Raw genomic sequence first — 16,010 nt, forward strand, 5'->3', positions numbered from 1 at the left:
GCCCCGGCGACGCCGGGGGCGGGCCCCCCGCCGGCCCCCCGGGCCCCCCCCCCCCCCCCGGGTGCCGCTCGCGCTTCCTTCTCAGGTGTAGATGATCTGCCCGCCGGCCGCGTGTTCGTAGAACTCGCCGACCGTGATGATGCCCTGGACCTGCTCCACCAGGTCGTCCTTGTCCAGCTCGAACAGGTCGACGGATGCCTTGCAGGCGTAGATCCCGGCGCCCGTGTCGGAGATCATCTCGATGAACTCGGGGATCGGCGGGATGTCGAGCTTCTCCATCTTGCGTTCCATGTACCGGGTGACCATGTCGGGAACACCCGGCAGGCCGCCCAGCAGGGTCGGCAGGTGCAGGCCCGGGTTGCCGACCGTGGCCAGCTTGATGTGCTCCCAGCGCTTCTTCGTGATGGCGTCCAGCCCGAAGAAGGTGAAGAACAGATCGGCCTCGATGCCCTCGGCGCGGGCGCCGTTGGCCATGATCAGAGCCGGGTAGATGCCCTCCAGGGAACCCTTGGAGACGATGATCGAGACCTTCTCGATCGTGGCGACGTCGGCCATGACTGCCCCCTCCTCAGATGCAGCCGCGCGGCTTGGGGATTCCGGCGATCTTCGCGGCCGTCTTCGCCGGGCCCTTGGGGAAGAGCTGGTAGAGCTCCTTCACGCTCACGCCGGAGGTCTTGCCGAGGACGCGGACGGTGGGTCCGGTGCCCTTCTCGGCGTACTGGGCGCGCATGAAGCGGATGACCGTCCAGTGCTGGTCGGTCAGGGTGTCGATGCCGCATTCCCTGGCGATCTGCGCGGCCATCGGCTCGGTCCACCGGCCGGCGTCGGTGAAGAAGCCTTCGTCGTCGACCGGGACGGCGGTGCCGTCGTAGGTGGCGGTGGGCATGACGGTTTCCTTTCGCTCAGGCGGGGAGGTGGACCTTGCCGCGCTCGGGCATCGCCGAGCCGATGCCGGGCAGGTCCCGGCCCGGCAGGAGGCTGTGCCAGTACAGCCACTCGAAGGCCAGCTTGCCGAGGTGGTTGGCGTGCGACTCCTTCAGCAGCGGCAGCCCCAGCGCGGCCGGGTAGTGCCCCGGCAGCGGCTCGGTGTCGTAGTTGAAGTCGATCAGCAGGGCCTTGTGGAAGCCGGTCTCCACGAAACAGTTGGCGTGCCCGTCGAAGGCGGCGTCCACCGGCTGCCCGTCGAGGAAGCGGCTGATGTTGCGCACCAGCACCTCGCCCTCGAAGTGGGCCACCGATCCGGCCTTGGACGCCGGCAGACCCGCCGCGTCCCCGATGGCGAACACCTCGGGACGGTCCGGGTGCTGGAGGGTGTGCGGATCGACGGGCACGAAGTCCAGCTCGTCGCCCAGGCCCTCGGAACGTCCGACGTACGCGGCGCCGCCGTGCAGCGGGACGACGACCGCCAGGTCGAAGGGCACTTCGCGCTCGTCGTAGGAGACCAGCCGGCCGCCCGCGCCGTCGACCTCGCCGAGCGTGAACTCGGTGACCAGTTCGATGCCCTTGCCCGCCAGCAGTCCGCCCAGCGCCTTCGACGCGACCGGCTTGGTGAAGGCCGCGTCGAGCGGGGTGGCGTAGGTCAGCCGGACCTCGTCGCGCATGCCGCGCCGCTGGAAGTACCAGTCGGCGAGGAAGGCGAACTCCAGCGGTGCGACGGGGCACTTGAGCGGCAGGTCCGCGACGTCGATGACGACGCGGCCGCCGTCGAAGCGCTCCAGCGCCCGGTGCAGTCCGGTGGCGCCGGCCAGGTCGTAGAAGGTGAAGACGTTCTCGCCCCAGCCGGGGCCGGTCAGTCCCTCGGTCTCCTCCGGCAGCAGCCGGGCTCCGGTCGCCACCACCAGCACGTCGTAGGCCAGCCGGACGCCGCCGTCGAGGTGGACCGTGCGGGCGTCCAGGTCGACCCGCTCGATCGGCGCCTGCTTGTAGTCGACGGCGTGCAGCTGCCGCGGGCGGGACCGGACGAGGTGGTGGGGCTGGGCGAGCCCGAAGGGGACGAAGAGCAGACCGGGCTGATAGAGGTGGTCGTCGTTCTGGTCGACGACCGTGATCCGGAGGTCGCTCTCGTCGTAGGCGCGGCGCAGGCGGTTGGCCGTCATGGTGCCGGCCGTGCCGCCGCCGAGAATCACGATGTGTTTGCCCATGCCTCCACAGTGCTGCCGGGCAAGGGGGCGCAGGCATGGGCCGCTGGTCCCGGGCCGGGTACCCACCGGGGTATGTTCCGCGGCCCGATAGCGGACCGTCGAGCCCCGCGTCGGCCGCGAACACCCTGATGAGATACCCGCCAGGGTATATCGGCCCTGTCGCGCGGGGGACCAACGGTCCCCACCTCAGCCCGTCCGTCTCTACGTCCCGGCATCCCGCGCGCGGTCGACTGGAGACGTCAGCGAGAGCGAGTGCGAACGAGAGGGACCCGGCCATGACCGGCACCGCAGTACAGGACCCCGGCACGAACCGGCCGCGCGAGGCCGACGTGCAGCGATTCGAGGTCACCCACGTCGACCAGGACGCCTACGCCGTCGACATCCGCGGCCACCGGCTCCTGGTGGACCAGCCCGTCACGGTGGGCGGCACGGACACCGCGCCCACGCCGACGGAACTGTTCGCCGCATCCCTCGCCACCTGCGTCGCCTTCTACGCGGGCCGCTACCTCCACCGCCACGGCCTGCCCCGCGCCGGGCTGCGGGTGCGCACCGAGTTCACCATGGCCACCGACCGCCCGGCCCGCGTCGCCTCGCTGCGCGTGGTGGTCGTCCCGCCGCCGGAGCTGCCCGAGCAGCGCCGCGACGCCCTGCTGGCCGTCGCCTCGCACTGCACGGTGCACAACACCCTGCACCACACACCCGCGGTCGACATCGAGCTGGAGGCGTGACCGGGGCACTGGAACAAATCCAGCCGGGCGCCTGTTGGACCAGATACCCCACTGGGTATACGAGAGGAGCGCGGAGCCCATGCCGACCGTCGAACTGACCAAGGACAACTTCGAGGAGACCGTCACCGGTTCGGAGATCGTGCTGATCGATTTCTGGGCCGCCTGGTGCGGACCGTGCCGGATGTTCGCCCCCGTCTTCGAGAAGGCCGCCGAACGCCACCCGGACATCGTGTTCGGCAAGGTCGACACCGAGGCGCAGCCGGAACTCGCCGGCGCCTTCCAGATCTCCTCGATCCCCACCCTGATGGCGATCCGGGACCGCACCGTGCTGTACGCGCAGCCCGGCGCCATGCCGCCGCAGGCCCTGGAGGAACTGATCGGCAAGATCCGTGCCGTCGACATGGACGACGTGCGCCGGCAGGCGGCGGGTTCGGCCCGGCGCGGCTGACGGCCACGGCCCGGCATGACGGGGCGCCCGCACCGATGACCGGTGCGGGCGCCCTTTCCGTGCGCGGGGCTCAGCGCTCTTTCGCGTGCGGGGCTCAGCGCTTGCTGCGCAGGGCCGCCAGCGCGGTGTCGAGGTCGGCGGTGCGGGGGCGGTTGTGGGGCAGCTTGGCCAGCATGACCGCCATGCCGCAGGTGTTCGTCAGGGCGGAGAAGACCAGGCCGCCCGCTATGCCGGCGGAGAGGAGCAGGAAGGCCGGGTGCACCAGCACGCCGAGCAGGAGCCCGAGCAGGACCACGGTGCCGGCGGTGAAGCGCACCTGCCGCTCCATGCTCCAGGAGGCGCGCGTGTCGCAGGCGACCGGGCGCTGCAGGTCGTTCCCCTCGGAGGCCCAGGCGCCGGTGCCGCCCGCGAGGGTGGCGGTGACGATGCCCTCGGCGGCCAGCAGCTTGCAGGCGTTCTCCGAGCGGGCGCCGGAGGCGCACACCACCAGGACGTCGCCCTGCTCGGCGGCGTGGCGGATCTCCGGCAGCGCCCGCCGGATGTGGTCCAGGGGGATGTTCACGGCGCCCGGAAGGTGACCGGAGGCGTACTCGCCGGGGGTCCGCACGTCGATGACGGTGAACTCGTGCAGCCGGCTGCGCGCCTGGTCGGCGCCGAGGGTGACGGGGATGGGAGTACTCATGGCAGAAGTGATCCTTATGGTCGACATGTCCCGAACCGGGACGTACAGTACCCCTAGGGGTATTGCTGTGAGGAGTGTGGGTCATGGAACTGGAGCTCGAGGCCGCGGACCTGAAGGCCGTGCTGAACCGGCTGCGCCGGGCGCAGGGTCAGATCTCCGGCGTGATCCGGATGCTCGAGGAGGGCCGTGACTGCGAGGACGTGATCACGCAGCTCGCCGCCGCGTCCCGGGCGCTGGACCGGGCCGGGTTCGCGATCGTCGCGACCGGTCTGCAGCAGTGCATGGCGGGCATCGGGTCCGGCCGCACGGACGGTGTCGGCACCGAGGAGATCCGCACCCGGCTGGAGAAGCTGTTCCTGTCCCTGGCGTAGGGACCGGCCGGGCGGGCGAAACGCGAAGCGGAAGCCGAAGCGGAAGCCGAAGCGGAGAACGCATCACAGCATCGCGTCGATCAGCATGAAGCCGCCCACGGCCAGCAGCACCACGGCGAAGATCCGTTGCAGCGCGGGCCCGGAGACCTTCCCGGCCAGCCGCTTGCCGTCCCACGCGCCGAGGATCGCAGCCCCGACGAACGGACTTACGACCGCCCAGTCGAGCGTGTCGACCGTGCCGGCGCGCGTCGCCAGCGCCGCGAGCGAGTTGACGGTGATGACCAGCAGGCTGGTGCCCACCGCGTTGCGCATCCGCATCCCGAGCACGCCCACCAGCGCCGGTACGGCGAGAAAACCCCCGCCGACACCGAGGACGCCGGTGACCGCGCCGAGCCCGGCGCCGGCTGCCGCGGCCCGGCCGGGACGGACGTGCGTGCCGGTGCCCGTCGCCTTGGCGGGCCGCAGCATGCGGACCGCGGCGCCCGCGGCCACCACGCCGAAGGCCGCCGTGAGCACGGGCTCCGGAATGCGGTCGGCGAGCGCTCCGCCGAGCATCGCCGGGCCGATCCCGGCCGCCGCGAACAGCAGCCCCGTACGCCACCGGACGTTGCCGTCGCGGGCGTGCGCGGACAGCGCGGTGACGGAGGTGATCGTGACGATGACCAGGCTCGCGGTGGTCGCCGCGACCGGGGTGAATCCGAGCAGGTAGATCAGGGCGGGGACGGCGAGGACGCTGCCGCCGCCCCCGAGAGCGCCCAGCGCCAGGCCGATGACGGCACCGGCGGCCAGGGCGAGTATCACAGCACTCACGCGACGGTGCCCGCCTTGCCGCGCGAGTCCACCACCGGCAGCCCGGCCCCGGCCCAGTCCTGCATGCCGCCGACGATGTCCACGGCCTCCGCGCCGCGGGCGGCCAGCAGTTCGGCGGCCCGCCGGGAGCGGTTGCCCGAGCGGCAGATCACGATCAGCGGCCGGGCCTGCGCCCGCGCGGGCAGCCCCGCACCCGCGGTCAGCGCGGACAGTGGCAGGTGGACGGCGTGGGGGGCGTGTCCCGCCTGCCATTCGTGGGGCTCGCGGACGTCGAGCAGCACGACGTCGCCGCGCTCGGCGGAGTCGCCGTGGCCGGTACGCCCGGCGGCCTCCCGCACGGTCACGCGGCCCGGACCGCCCTTGCTGCGTCGGAAGATGCTCATCTCGGTGTCTGACTCCTGTCTCCGGATCTGTACGAAGGGCCGGCCCGGCCCGCTGCGGCGTCCCGGCGCCGTCAGCCGGTGCGCAGCACCAGCCCTGCCTTCTCGGCCGCGTCGAAGGAGTCGTCCACCGCGACGACGTCGCGGCCGACGGCGTCCAGCAGGGAAGCGGCGACCGCGGCGCGCATGCCGCCCGCGCAGTGCACCCAGACCTCGCCCTCGGGCACCTCGTCGACGCGCCGGTGCAGGGTGTGGACCGGGATGTGCACCGACCCCTCGATGTAGCCGCCCGCGCGCTCCGAGTCCCGGCGGACGTCGAGCACGACGACGCCCCCGGCCGGATGGCGGGCGGCCAGGTCGGCGAACACGGCGCGGCGGAAGGAGGCCGGCGTCTCGCCCTCGGGCAACCAGTCCGCGGGACCGCCGGTGGCCGCGGCGGCCGGGCGGTCGATGCCCACCCGCACCAGTTCGCGCTGGGCGGCGGCGAGCTGCTCCGGCGACTCGGCGAGCAGGGTGACCGGCTTGCCCCACGGGATCAGCCAGGCGAGGTAGGTGGCGAGCTGCCCCTCGGCCTCGAAGTTGAACGACCCGGAGACGTGCCCCGCGGCGAAGGCGACGCGGTTGCGCAGGTCGACCACCCACTCCCCGGCGGCCAGTCGGGCGGCGATCTCCCCGGCGTCGGCGACGGCGGGCGGGGTGAGGTCCACGTGCGCGGGGCCGGCGGCGTTGGCCGGCCCCATGTGCGTGTAGTAGGCGGGGATGTCGTCCAGGCCGGCCAGCAGGTCGGCGACGAAGGTGTCCACGTCCCGGGTGAGGGCCTCGTTGGTGGCCTTCTCCTTGCCGATGGTCGTGGAGCTGCCCTCCGCCTGGGAGGAGGAGCAGAAGCTGCCGAATCCGTGCGTGGGGAGCACGGCCGTCTCCTCCGGCAGCTCGGCGGCCAGCCGGTGCGCGGAGGCGTGCTGGGCCCGGGCGAGGTGCTCGGTCAGCCGCGGCTCGACGAGGTCGGGCCGGCCCACCGTGCCGATCAGCAGCGAGCCGCCGGTGAACACCGCGACGGCCGTGCCGTTCTCCTCCAGCACGTAGGAGGTGTGGTGCGGGGTGTGGCCGGGCGTCGCCAGGGCGCGCAGCACCAGGCCGGCGCCGGGGTCGATGTCGGCGAGGTCGCCGTCGCGCACCGGTACGCGCTCGAAGGAGACGCGGGCGTCGGCGGGCACGAGGTAGGAGGCGCCGGTGATCCGGGCCAGCTCCAGGCCGCCGGTGACGTAGTCGTTGTGCACGTGCGTCTCGACGACGTACGCGATGCGCACCCCGCGCCGGGCCGCCGCCGCGATCACCTGGTCGATGTCGCGCGGCGGGTCGACCGCAACGGCCGTCCGCTCGCCGCCCGCGAGGTAGCTGCGGTTGCCGAGCCCGGACAGCTCGATCGTGTCGACGAAGAACACGAAAGTACTCCCTTCGAGTGATTCACTTACCCCGGGGGGTATGCATACGAAGGTAACACGAGTACCCCCTGGGGTATTTCCAAGGACGGGAAAAACGGGGGAAACACTCCACGAGTACCTCGCTCACGGCAGGACACCCGTCCCGCGGGCACGCCGACGAGAAAGGCCGACACCATGCGCTACGACCGCACCGTGCACCTCGACACCGACTTCGCCACCGCCGTCGCCCGCACCCGCGACGCCCTCGCCGCGCAGGGCTTCGGCATCCTCACCGAGATCGACGTCACCGCCACTCTCAAGGCCAAGCTCGACCATGACATGGAGGACTACGTCATCCTCGGCGCCTGCAACCCCGGCCTCGCCCACCGCGCCCTGGACACCGACCGCAGCATCGGCCTGCTGCTGCCCTGCAACGTCGTCGTCCGCCGCGACGGCGACCGCACCGCCGTGCAGGCCCTGGACCCGGGCACCATGGTCGCCCTCACCGAACTCGACGCCCTGCGCCCCGTGGCCGAGGAGGCCACCAGCCGCCTGGACGCCGCCCTCGCCGCCCTCACCGCGGCGGAAGCGGAGAGCTGACGCGGACGGCCGGAGTCCGCGGACGGCGGAAGTCCGCGGCGGGCGGAAGCCCGCGGCCGGCGGAGGTCCGCGACCGGTGGAAGCCCGCGACCGGCGGAAGTCCGCGACCGGCCGGGCCGCGCCCCCCGAGAAGGAGAACGTCCGATGAAGGCAGTCCAGGTCGTCGGCTACGGCCGCGCCCCCGAGATGACCGACGTCCCCCCTCCCGAGGTCACCGGCCCGCACGACGTCATCGTCCGGATCGGCGGCGCGGGCGTGTGCCGTACGGACCTCCACATCCTCGAAGGGCAGTGGGCCGAGAAGTCCGGTGTGACGCTGCCCTGCACGATCGGACACGAGAACGCCGGCTGGGTGCACGCGGTCGGCGACGCCGTCACGAACGTCGCCGAGGGCGACAAGGTCATCCTGCATCCGCTGATCACCTGCGGGCTGTGCCCGGCGTGCCGGCGGGGCGACGACGTGCACTGCGAGCAGAGCGCCTTCCCCGGCATCGACGCGGACGGCGGCTACGCCGAGTACCTGCGGACCTCCGCCCGCAGCGTCGTGCGCCTCGACGAATCCCTGGAGCCGGCCGGCGTCGCGGCCCTCGCCGACGCGGGCCTGACTGCCTATCACGCCGCCGCCAGGGCGGCCCGGCGGCTGCGGCCGGGCGACCGGTGCGTGGTCATCGGCGCCGGCGGGCTCGGACACATCGGCGTCCAGGTGCTCAAGGCCCTCACGGCGGCCGAGATCGTCGTCGTGGACCGCAGTCCGGAGGCGCTGGAGCTGGCCGGGTCCGTCGGCGCCGACCACACCGTGCTCGCCGGAGGACGGCAGGTGGAGGACGTCCTGGAGCTGACGGGCGGCAGGGGTGCCGAGACCGTCGTCGACTTCGTCGGCGAGGGCGGCGCGACCCGGGACGGGGTGCGCATGCTGCGCCGCGCGGGCGACTACCACGTGGTCGGGTACGGGGAGAACCTCGACGTCCCGACCATCGACATCGTCTCGGCCGAGATCAGCTTCATCGGCAACCTCGTCGGCTCCTACAGCGACCTGTGCGAGCTGATGGCGCTCGCCGCGCGGGGCCGGGTCCGGCTGCACACCACCGAGTACCCGCTCGACCGCTTCCAGGACGCCCTGGACGACCTCGACGCGGGCCGGGTCCGCGGACGCGCGATCCTGGTGCCCTGACCCGCGCCCGGAGGCGGGGCGCGTCGGCCCGGTGGCCGTTCAGTGCCGGGGCGGGCCTTCCGTCGTCAGCAGGGCCAGGTGGGCGAGGTCGCCGGGTGGCGGCGTCGTCATCGACCACAGCGGCGCCGGGGAACCGTAGGCGACCGCGGCCGGCGCGTCGGTCAGGTTCATCCGCTCGCGCAGACGGCCGTAGAAGTCCATCGGGCCCAGCCGGACGGCCCGCAGCCGGCGCGGGGCCGCGTACACGCCGATCCAGTCGCCCGGGTCGAGCACGCCGCGCAGCTGGCCGTCGATGCTGACCGCGGCCTGACCCGACCGCTCGAGGACCCGCAGCCCGATGGGTTCGTCGGGCGCGGTGACGACCGACCGGTCGAACATCATGTGCGGGGCGACCGGGGTGAAGACGAGGGCCTCCGCGCGCGGCGAGACGACGGGCCCGCCGGCGGCGAAGCTGTAGGCGGTGGACCCGGTCGGGGTGGCGACCAGCACCGCGTCGGCCGAGTAGGACGCGAGGAGCCTGCCGGAGATGTAGACGCCGACCGAGACCTGGCGGTCGCGGGCCAGCTTCTCCAGGACGATGTCGTTGAGCGCGGTGACGTGCAGCGGGATGCCCCACTCGTCGTCGGCCGCGCACTCGGCGCGCACTGGGGGAGGCGGCAGCAGCGGTCCCCTGCCGTAGCGGACCAGCGCGTCCACTCCCGGCGGCACCTCCAGGCGCCGGGAGGCACGCAGGGTGAGCAGCATCCGGCTGTCGATCCGCAGCCGTCCCTCGCGCACCGTGTCCAGTGCGGTACGCACCCCGGCGGCAGGCACCTCCGTCAGGAAACCGAGCCGGCCCAGGTCGACCCCCAGGACCAGGGCGTCGTTCTCGGCGGCGAGCCGGGCACCGCGCAGGAACGTGCCGTCGCCGCCCAGGGTGACGATGAGGTCGGGGTCGCCCGCGGCCTCGACCTCGTCGCGGGCGCTGCGCCGCCCGCCGTCCCGCCAGACGTCGATGTCGGTGCAGCGCACCGCGTGCTCCTCGCACCACCCCCGGACCACACCGGCCGCCTCCACCGCCGCCGGGCGCCCGCTGTGCACGACCAGACCGAGCCGGCTCACTGTCACGTGCACGTCTGCCTCCAGGACGTCGCGGCCACCGGGACACCGACCCCGTACGGGCCCGGTACCCACGCCGCACCGACTCGTACCGGTTTGTTCCGCCGTGTACCGGTACCTGGTCACCCGGTACCTGCCCCGGCCGGCGCGGGAACCGGAGCCGGGCCGCGTCCTCAGCCCGTTTTCCCGGCGCCTCCCTCAGCCCCTCCCGCCGTTCTTCGCGCACGCCCGGGCGAAGTCCGCGGTGCGGGTGAAGCACTCTTCGACCCCCTCCTCGGACAGGCCCACCCACAGGTGGTCGGCTCCGGACAGGAGCCGCAGGTCGGGGTGGTGGCCGGAGCGGCGCAGGGCGTCGGCGAGGCGGACGGACTGGCGGGCGGGGACGATCGTGTCGTCGGCGCCGTGCAGCAGGAGGAACGGCGGCGCCTGCGGACCCACCCGGCCGACGGGGCTGGCGTCGCGGGCCGCGTCGGGCCGTTCGGCGGGCGGGCCGCCGAGCAGCAGCGCCTCGAAGGTGGCCGGGTCGTGGGCGTCGAACCGGCCGGGCGGGCAGTCCTCGGCGAGGCTCGCCAGGTCGGTGGGCGCGTACCAGGTCACGCAGCCGGTGACGGTGGCCGTGCCGGGGCGGGTGTGCTGGGTGAGCGCGGTCAGCGCGGCCAGGTGCCCGCCGGCGGACTCCCCCCACAGCACCGTGCGCGAGGTGTCCACGCCGAGGTCGCCGGCCCGGCCGTGCAGCCAGGCGAGCGCGGTGGCCAGGTCGTCGGTCTGGGCCGGGTGGACCGCCTCGCCGGTGAGGCGGTAGTCGGGGCAGGCCACGGCGAGACCGGCCCGGGCCAGCCGGGCGAAGGGGCCCGGCCGCCAGTGGCGGAAACGGGGGCCGAGGTCGTCACGCAGGCCCGTGCGCCAGGCGCCGCCGTGGACGAAGACGATCAGCGGGACCGGTCCGGCGGCACTGCCGGGGAGCCACAGGTCGACGGTGAGCGGGCGGCTGCCGTCGGGGACCGCGTAGACGGCGCCGCGCAGCAGCCGCACGCCGTCGGCGGGACGCGCCGCGGGCGGCAGCGGCAGGGCCAGCGGGTCGGGCGGCGCGAGCAGGTGGAAGGGGAACGGCGCGGGTGCCGGGTGGGTCATCGTGGTGGTCCGTCCGTCAGCGGGCCGGGCGCGGCAGGACGCGGCGCGCGTTGGCGGTGGTGAGGTGGCGCCAGCTCGCGGCGCCGTCGGGCGCGGGCGCGGCGTCGAGGGCGGCGACATGGGCCTCCACTCCGGCGGCGGGGGTCCAGCAGTGGTCGCTGCCGTACAGCAGCCGGTCGGGGGCGACGAGGTTCAGCAGGGCGGGCAGCTGGCGCGGCAGGGCCGGCCCGGCGAGGTCGTAGTAGAGGCGCCCGAGTTCGGCCACGGCGTCGGGCGCCCGGTCGCCGGCGGGCATGAACATCTTCATGAACCCGTTGATGCGGTCCGCCAGCACGGGCAGCGCGCCGCCGCAGTGCGGCACGATCACCGTCAGGTCGCGGTGGCGCCGCAGGGTGCCGGACATCAGCAGGTCGGTGACGGTGCGGGCGGTGTCGAAGATGAACTCGACCATGGGGCGGGGACGTCCCAGGGCGGACCGCTCCCAGCACACCGGCGAGGTCGGGTGCAGGAAGACGACCGCGCCCCGCCGGTCCAGCTCGGCCCACACCGGCTCCAGGTCCGGGTTGCCGAGGTAGGTGCCGTGCGTGTGGGACTCCAGGACCACGCCGTCGGCGCCCAGGGTGTCGTAGGCGTGGGCGATCTCCGCCAGGGCGCCGTCGACGTCCGGCAGCGGCAGGGAGGCGAACAGGCCGAAGCGGCCCGGATGTTCGCGTACGGTGTCGGCGCCCGCCTCGTTGACCTCGCGGGCCAGGCGCCGGGCGGCGGCGTCGTCGCCGAAGTGGACGCCCGGCGACGAGACGGACAGCATCGACGTCTCGATGCCGCAGCGGTCCATCAGCTCCAGGTGCGCGGCGGCCGACCAGGCGGGCCAGGCGGGGACCCCGTCGGGCAGCTCGTGTCCGGCCTCGCGCGCCTGGCGGACGTAGGAGTCGGTGACGAAGTGGGCGTGGACGTCGAGGTAGCCGGGGGTGTCAGGGGACACGGGATGTTCCTCCTTCTGCGGCGGGGGGTGAGGCGGCGGGACGGCGCGTGGGGCGGTCGCGTACGCGCATCAGGCGGTCGCGTACGGCGGTGGCACCGCGTTCGCCGAGCACGATGCCGGCCAGCCCGGTCAGGCCGATCAGCGGCGGGGCCGGCGAGGTCAGGTCCAGCGCCTGGTACAGCCCGCCCATGAGCAGTCCGGCGGCGAACGAGAGACCGGCCCGGCGCAGGAAGACGCGCGGAGCGGCGGGCTCGCCGCTCGCAGAACTCACAGGGGTCACACGACTCGAACGACTCATAGGGCTCATAGGGCTGATAGGACTCGCAGGGCCGATAGGGCTCATATCGGTCACCGGATTCTCACCGGTCCCACAGGGCGCCCAGCGCCGTCTGGCCGAGCCCCATACCCAGCAGGCCGAACAGCGCCACCGGGGGCGGTGCGGGCGACTTGACCCGCACCGCCACGTAGGCCACGCCGACCAGGACGCCGGCCAGCAGGACCCTCAGATACGGCATCGGCTCAGCTCCCGGTGCGCCACTGGTGATCCGGCAGGAAGGTGACGTCGTACCGCTGCGGCACGGTGCCGAACTTCTGCGGCTCGGGCACGTACGGCCGCTGCGGCAGGCCCAGTTCCTCGGTGGGGGTGCCGAGGCTCTCGAAGAACCGCTCGAAGGTGCCGCTCGGGCCCGCGGCGACGCCGACGATACGGCTGTGGTGGCGCTCGATGCGGTAGGCGTGTGGGCAGTTCTTGGGCACGAAACCGAAGTCACCGGCCGTGAGCAGCTTCTCGTGCTGCTCGCCCTCCAGGTCCTCCACGAACAGGCGTACGGCGCCGTCGGTGATGTAGAAGACCTCGTAGGTGTCCGGGTGGGAGTGGGCGGGGATCAGGTCGCCCTTGGGCCCCTCGCAGGTGAAGAAGTTGAAGGTGTTCTCGGTCTGCTCACCGCCGGCGTAGACGGTGAAGAGGTCGGTGAAGAGGTGGGCGCGGTCGCCCATGCCCTTCTCGACGAAGTACGGCTTGCCGGGCTCGGCCGGAATGCGCGATCGGCTGCGGTAGCGGGTGGCGAACTCGATGGTCACGGCGATCCTCTCTGATCGGGACCCGGTGCGGGCGGCGCCCACCCCGGCCGGCGGCCACCGGCGGGCGGCTCCTGGTCGGCGGCTCCCTGCGGGTGTCGGCGGCTCCCTGGGGGTGTCGGCGGCTCCCTGCGGGTGTTCGGGTGCGGTGCACGGACCGGGTGTGCGGGCCGGGGTGTCCGGGCTGCGTTTCCGGGCTGCGTTTCCGGGGACGGCGGGGTGCGGGTGGCTCCTCCGGCGGCGGGGGCGGCCCTTGCGGCTCCTGCACAACCTAGGTCCGGCAGCGCGGGACCCCCGGCATACACTCGGCCACGCGATGAAGAAAAACGGACAGATCCCGGCGCAGGGCGGGGCGGCGGCCATCCCGGCCGTGCCGTACCGTCCGAGTCCGGGCCGGCCGCCCGGCCTGGAGGTCCTCGACCTGCCGGGACTGGCCGAGCGCGCCCGGGAGCGGCGGCTGCCGCTCACGATGCCCGCGCGTCCGGGTTTCCACCTGCTGATCGCGCTGCGCCGCGGCCGGCTGGAGTGCTCCGTGGACTTCACCGCCTACCGCCTGACCGCCGGGGACTGGCTGTGGGTGTGGCCGGGCCAGGTGATCCACTTCCCCTCGGGACACGAGGGCGGCGACGGCACGGTGCTGGTCGTCCCGCCGGGCTTCCCCAGCTCGGCCACCGATGCGCTGATCCGGGACGGCGAGCACGTCCCGCACCGGCTGATCACGCCGGGCGAGGAACGCCAGGCGGCCCTGCTGCGGCTGCTCGACACGCTGACCGACGAGCACGCCGCGCTGAGCGACCTGCCGCTGGAGGCGTACGTGGAGACGCTGCGCGACCTGCTGTCCGTGATCCTCATCCGGCTCGTCCACCTGGCCGACCCGCTGCGCGCGACACGCACCGGCGACGAGCCCTTCCAGCGGTTCCGCCGGGCCGTGGAGGAGGGCTTCCGCCGCACCCACCGGGTCGAGGACTACGCCGCCCGCCTGGGGTACAGCCCCCGTACCCTCACCCGGGCCACGCGCGCCGCCCTCGGCTGCGGCGCCAAGCGGTACATCGACGACCGGGTGCTGCTGGAGGCCAAACGTCTCCTCATCCACACCCCCCTGCCGACCGCCGTGATCGGCGAAAGCATCGGCTTCTCCCACGCCACGGCCTTCAGCGCCTTCTTCCGCCACCGCACCGGCATGACCCCGACCGAATTCCGCTCCGTGACGCGCCCCTGAGGCCGCCGGGCATTACGGCGTCGCGGCAGGCCGGGGGCGGATCTGCATTCCGGGGCGGCGGCTGTGGACGGTGAAGTAGGCGATGCCCTGCTCCCCCGCGGTCAGGCTGCGGGTGGACCCGTGGGGCAGCCACAGCACGGTGCCCGGGGCCAGGTCCTGGGGCCCGCCGCCGGCCGGGGTGTCGACCGTTCCGGAGCCGGCGACGACCGTGACCAGCACGTCCAGGTCGGGTTCGGTGTGGGTGGCGATGCGCTCGCCCGGCGGCAGCCGTACGAGATTGGCGTCGAGTTGGCGCCCGCTCTCCGCCAGCTTCCAGGCCACCTCGACGGACGCGGCCGGCCGGCCGGTGAGCGCGCGGGCGTCGCACAGGATCTGCGGGAGTGGCTCGGATGGCATGGGACTCCTTGTGGGGCCGGGTCTTCCGGCACTGATTATTACAGGTACCATTTGGAAAAATTCCAGGACCAGGACCAGGACCAGGACCAGGACCAGGGGCCAGAGGCCAGGACCAGGGGCCAGAGGCCGAGAGCGGGAACGGACGCGGGTGCAGGGAGGCCGGAGCGACATGTCCACCGGGCGGGAGAGCCCTCGCCGTCGCGAGGTGCTGGAGTTGTTGCGGGCCGCCGCGGCACCGCTGGGCGTCACGGACGTGGCCGAGCGGATGCGGGTGCACCCCAACACCGTGCGCTTCCACCTGGACGCCCTGGTGAGCGAGGGCATGGTGCAGCGGCGTACCGAGGAGCCGTCGGGCCGCGGACGGCCCAGGACCGTCTACGCCGCGGAGCCGGGCATGCACCGGGGAGGCACGCGCGGCTACCGGCTCCTGGCACAGATGCTGCTCAGTCAGCTGGCGTCCACCGGGCCGGATGCGCACCGGGCCGCCACGGAGGCCGGCCGGGCGTGGGGCGCCTTCCTGGTCGATCCGGCACCGCCGCTCCGGCCGCCGACCGCTGGGCAGGCCGCCGACGGACTCGTCGCTCTGCTGGACGACCTCGGGTTCGCCCCCACCGCCGAACACGGGGAAGAGGGTGCCGCGGCGCCGGAGCGCATCCGGCTGCGGCACTGCCCCTTCCTCGAACTGGCCGAGGAGTACGGGCAGTTGGTGTGCCCGCTCCATCTCGGCCTGATGCAGGGGGCGTTGGCCGGACTGCGCGCCCCGCTGGACGCGGCCCGGCTGGAGCCGTTCGCCACCCCCGACTCGTGCGTCGCCCATCTCCGGACCGCGCCGGTCTGACGGCGCGCTCGCCACCTCCTCCCCCCCTGACTTCTGAGACTCCTGATATCCGTGAGCCGCACGAGAAAGGCAGCACCTCGATGAACACCACGTCAGCCGCCGCTGCGGGGGCAGTCACCTTCGTCTGGCTCGGTATGGTGCTCGCGATCTCCTTCCTGGAGGCGCCGCTGAAGTTCCGCGCCCCCGGCGTGACCGTCCCCCTCGGGCTGGGCATCGGCCGGCTGGTGTTCCGGGCGCTGAACTCCGTCGAGGCCGTACTGGCCGTCGCGGTGATCGTCGCGGTCGCCGTGGGAGACCCGACGGCGTCGGTCGTCGCGCTGACCGTCGTCGTGACCGCCTCGCTCGCCGGCCAGCTGGCCGTGATCCGCCCCCGTCTCAACCGCCGTTCCGACCGCGTCCTGGCCGGGGAGGAGCTGCCCCGCTCACGTGGTCATCTCGCTTACGTGGCCGTGGAATTGGTCAAGGTGATCGCCCTGCTCGTGCTGGGCGTCAGCCTCCTCGCGGCCTGACCGCGGGCC

At 73.5% G+C, this 16,010-nt stretch carries 22 protein-coding genes; 8 read left to right on the forward strand and 14 right to left on the reverse strand.

Translation table 11 applies throughout. From position 1 onward, the window contains the following. Window positions 1-81 precede the first annotated feature (81 nt). Genes AB0G63_RS15935 through AB0G63_RS15945 form a run of 3 tightly spaced genes read right to left on the reverse strand, consistent with a single transcriptional unit; the run spans window position 82 to window position 2,141 of the window. Window positions 82-555, reverse strand: coding sequence for a DsrE/DsrF/DrsH-like family protein (locus AB0G63_RS15935; protein WP_360750194.1), 474 nt, complete (start codon window positions 553-555; stop codon window positions 82-84). Window positions 556-568: 13 nt separating this feature from the next. Next, window positions 569-886, reverse strand: a complete 318-nt coding sequence (locus AB0G63_RS15940) for a TusE/DsrC/DsvC family sulfur relay protein (protein ID WP_360750196.1) — start codon at window positions 884-886, stop codon at window positions 569-571. Window positions 887-902: 16 nt separating this feature from the next. Further along, window positions 903-2,141 carry an FAD/NAD(P)-binding oxidoreductase gene (locus AB0G63_RS15945; RefSeq protein WP_360750198.1) on the reverse strand — a complete coding sequence of 413 codons (1,239 nt, stop codon included), beginning with the start codon at window positions 2,139-2,141 and terminating at the stop codon, window positions 903-905. Between the two features lie 275 nt (window positions 2,142-2,416). Here AB0G63_RS15945 and AB0G63_RS15950 point away from each other — a divergent pair, with 275 nt between their 5' ends. Together AB0G63_RS15950 and trxA are read left to right on the forward strand one after the other, a co-directional pair. Continuing rightward, complete coding sequence (locus AB0G63_RS15950; protein ID WP_360750200.1) at window positions 2,417-2,869, forward strand: OsmC family protein; 453 nt, start codon at window positions 2,417-2,419, stop codon at window positions 2,867-2,869. A 79-nt stretch (window positions 2,870-2,948) separates the two neighbouring features. Further along, window positions 2,949-3,317 (forward strand): thioredoxin, encoded by a 369-nt coding sequence (gene trxA / locus AB0G63_RS15955; protein ID WP_360750202.1) that lies wholly within the window; start codon window positions 2,949-2,951, stop codon window positions 3,315-3,317. Window positions 3,318-3,411: 94 nt separating this feature from the next. On the opposite strand, the gene AB0G63_RS15960 is transcribed toward trxA, so the two are convergent. Then, window positions 3,412-3,999: a rhodanese-like domain-containing protein gene (locus AB0G63_RS15960; protein WP_360750204.1), complete on the reverse strand. Its 588-nt coding sequence runs from the start codon at window positions 3,997-3,999 to the stop codon at window positions 3,412-3,414. Between the two features lie 83 nt (window positions 4,000-4,082). Between AB0G63_RS15960 and AB0G63_RS15965 the strand changes: the two genes are divergently transcribed. Continuing rightward, window positions 4,083-4,370, forward strand: coding sequence for a metal-sensitive transcriptional regulator (locus AB0G63_RS15965; RefSeq protein ID WP_324786053.1), 288 nt, complete (start codon window positions 4,083-4,085; stop codon window positions 4,368-4,370). Window positions 4,371-4,433: 63 nt separating this feature from the next. On the opposite strand, the gene AB0G63_RS15970 is transcribed toward AB0G63_RS15965, so the two are convergent. The 3 genes from AB0G63_RS15970 to AB0G63_RS15980 all read right to left on the reverse strand — a co-directional run bounded on the left by AB0G63_RS15970 (window position 4,434) and on the right by AB0G63_RS15980 (window position 7,002). Further along, entirely contained in the window at window positions 4,434-5,180 is a 747-nt protein-coding gene (locus AB0G63_RS15970) for a sulfite exporter TauE/SafE family protein (RefSeq protein ID WP_360750206.1), read from the reverse strand. Continuing rightward, the gene (locus AB0G63_RS15975) at window positions 5,177-5,563 is read right to left on the reverse strand and encodes a rhodanese-like domain-containing protein (protein ID WP_360750208.1); all 387 of its coding nucleotides are present in this window, start codon (window positions 5,561-5,563) and stop codon (window positions 5,177-5,179) included. Before AB0G63_RS15975 ends, AB0G63_RS15970 begins: the two co-directional genes overlap by 4 nt. 71 nt (window positions 5,564-5,634) lie before the next feature. Continuing rightward, the gene (locus tag AB0G63_RS15980; protein ID WP_360750210.1) at window positions 5,635-7,002 is read right to left on the reverse strand and encodes an MBL fold metallo-hydrolase; all 1,368 of its coding nucleotides are present in this window, start codon (window positions 7,000-7,002) and stop codon (window positions 5,635-5,637) included. A gap of 174 nt (window positions 7,003-7,176) precedes the next feature. Between AB0G63_RS15980 and AB0G63_RS15985 the strand changes: the two genes are divergently transcribed. Both AB0G63_RS15985 and AB0G63_RS15990 read left to right on the forward strand, forming a co-directional pair. Then, window positions 7,177-7,581 (forward strand): DUF302 domain-containing protein, encoded by a 405-nt coding sequence (locus tag AB0G63_RS15985; protein ID WP_360750212.1) that lies wholly within the window; start codon window positions 7,177-7,179, stop codon window positions 7,579-7,581. A gap of 144 nt (window positions 7,582-7,725) precedes the next feature. After that, window positions 7,726-8,751, forward strand: a complete 1,026-nt coding sequence (locus AB0G63_RS15990) for an NAD(P)-dependent alcohol dehydrogenase (RefSeq protein ID WP_360750214.1) — start codon at window positions 7,726-7,728, stop codon at window positions 8,749-8,751. A gap of 39 nt (window positions 8,752-8,790) precedes the next feature. Here AB0G63_RS15990 and AB0G63_RS15995 read toward each other — a convergent pair whose 3' ends face one another. The 6 genes from AB0G63_RS15995 to AB0G63_RS16020 form a co-directional block, all read right to left on the reverse strand. After that, window positions 8,791-9,858 carry an NAD(+)/NADH kinase gene (locus AB0G63_RS15995; protein ID WP_360750414.1) on the reverse strand — a complete coding sequence of 356 codons (1,068 nt, stop codon included), beginning with the start codon at window positions 9,856-9,858 and terminating at the stop codon, window positions 8,791-8,793. A gap of 189 nt (window positions 9,859-10,047) precedes the next feature. Further along, window positions 10,048-10,980, reverse strand: a complete 933-nt coding sequence (locus AB0G63_RS16000; protein ID WP_360750216.1) for an alpha/beta hydrolase — start codon at window positions 10,978-10,980, stop codon at window positions 10,048-10,050. Window positions 10,981-10,996: 16 nt separating this feature from the next. Next, window positions 10,997-11,962 (reverse strand): amidohydrolase family protein, encoded by a 966-nt coding sequence (locus AB0G63_RS16005; RefSeq protein WP_360750218.1) that lies wholly within the window; start codon window positions 11,960-11,962, stop codon window positions 10,997-10,999. Next, window positions 11,952-12,233, reverse strand: a complete 282-nt coding sequence (locus AB0G63_RS16010; protein ID WP_360750220.1) for a DUF1427 family protein — start codon at window positions 12,231-12,233, stop codon at window positions 11,952-11,954. The genes AB0G63_RS16005 and AB0G63_RS16010 overlap by 11 nt, the downstream gene beginning before the upstream one ends. Before the next feature lie 88 nt (window positions 12,234-12,321). Continuing rightward, window positions 12,322-12,477 carry a DUF1427 family protein gene (locus AB0G63_RS16015; RefSeq protein ID WP_360750222.1) on the reverse strand — a complete coding sequence of 52 codons (156 nt, stop codon included), beginning with the start codon at window positions 12,475-12,477 and terminating at the stop codon, window positions 12,322-12,324. 4 nt (window positions 12,478-12,481) lie between these two features. Further along, window positions 12,482-13,042 carry a quercetin 2,3-dioxygenase gene (locus AB0G63_RS16020; protein WP_360750224.1) on the reverse strand — a complete coding sequence of 187 codons (561 nt, stop codon included), beginning with the start codon at window positions 13,040-13,042 and terminating at the stop codon, window positions 12,482-12,484. Window positions 13,043-13,355: 313 nt separating this feature from the next. Here AB0G63_RS16020 and AB0G63_RS16025 point away from each other — a divergent pair, with 313 nt between their 5' ends. After that, entirely contained in the window at window positions 13,356-14,258 is a 903-nt protein-coding gene (locus AB0G63_RS16025; protein ID WP_360750226.1) for an AraC family transcriptional regulator, read from the forward strand. A gap of 12 nt (window positions 14,259-14,270) precedes the next feature. Here the strand turns inward: AB0G63_RS16025 and AB0G63_RS16030 are convergent, their stop codons facing one another. After that, window positions 14,271-14,654 (reverse strand): hypothetical protein, encoded by a 384-nt coding sequence (locus AB0G63_RS16030; RefSeq protein WP_360750228.1) that lies wholly within the window; start codon window positions 14,652-14,654, stop codon window positions 14,271-14,273. A 169-nt stretch (window positions 14,655-14,823) separates the two neighbouring features. Between AB0G63_RS16030 and AB0G63_RS16035 the strand changes: the two genes are divergently transcribed. Then, window positions 14,824-15,492 (forward strand): helix-turn-helix domain-containing protein, encoded by a 669-nt coding sequence (locus tag AB0G63_RS16035; RefSeq protein ID WP_360750230.1) that lies wholly within the window; start codon window positions 14,824-14,826, stop codon window positions 15,490-15,492. An 80-nt stretch (window positions 15,493-15,572) separates the two neighbouring features. Then, window positions 15,573-16,001 carry a hypothetical protein gene (locus AB0G63_RS16040; RefSeq protein ID WP_360750232.1) on the forward strand — a complete coding sequence of 143 codons (429 nt, stop codon included), beginning with the start codon at window positions 15,573-15,575 and terminating at the stop codon, window positions 15,999-16,001. Window positions 16,002-16,010: the final 9 nt, after the last annotated feature.

This window comes from Streptomyces sp. NPDC020996, from assembly GCF_040641355.1.
GTDB lineage: Bacteria > Actinomycetota > Actinomycetes > Streptomycetales > Streptomycetaceae > Streptomyces.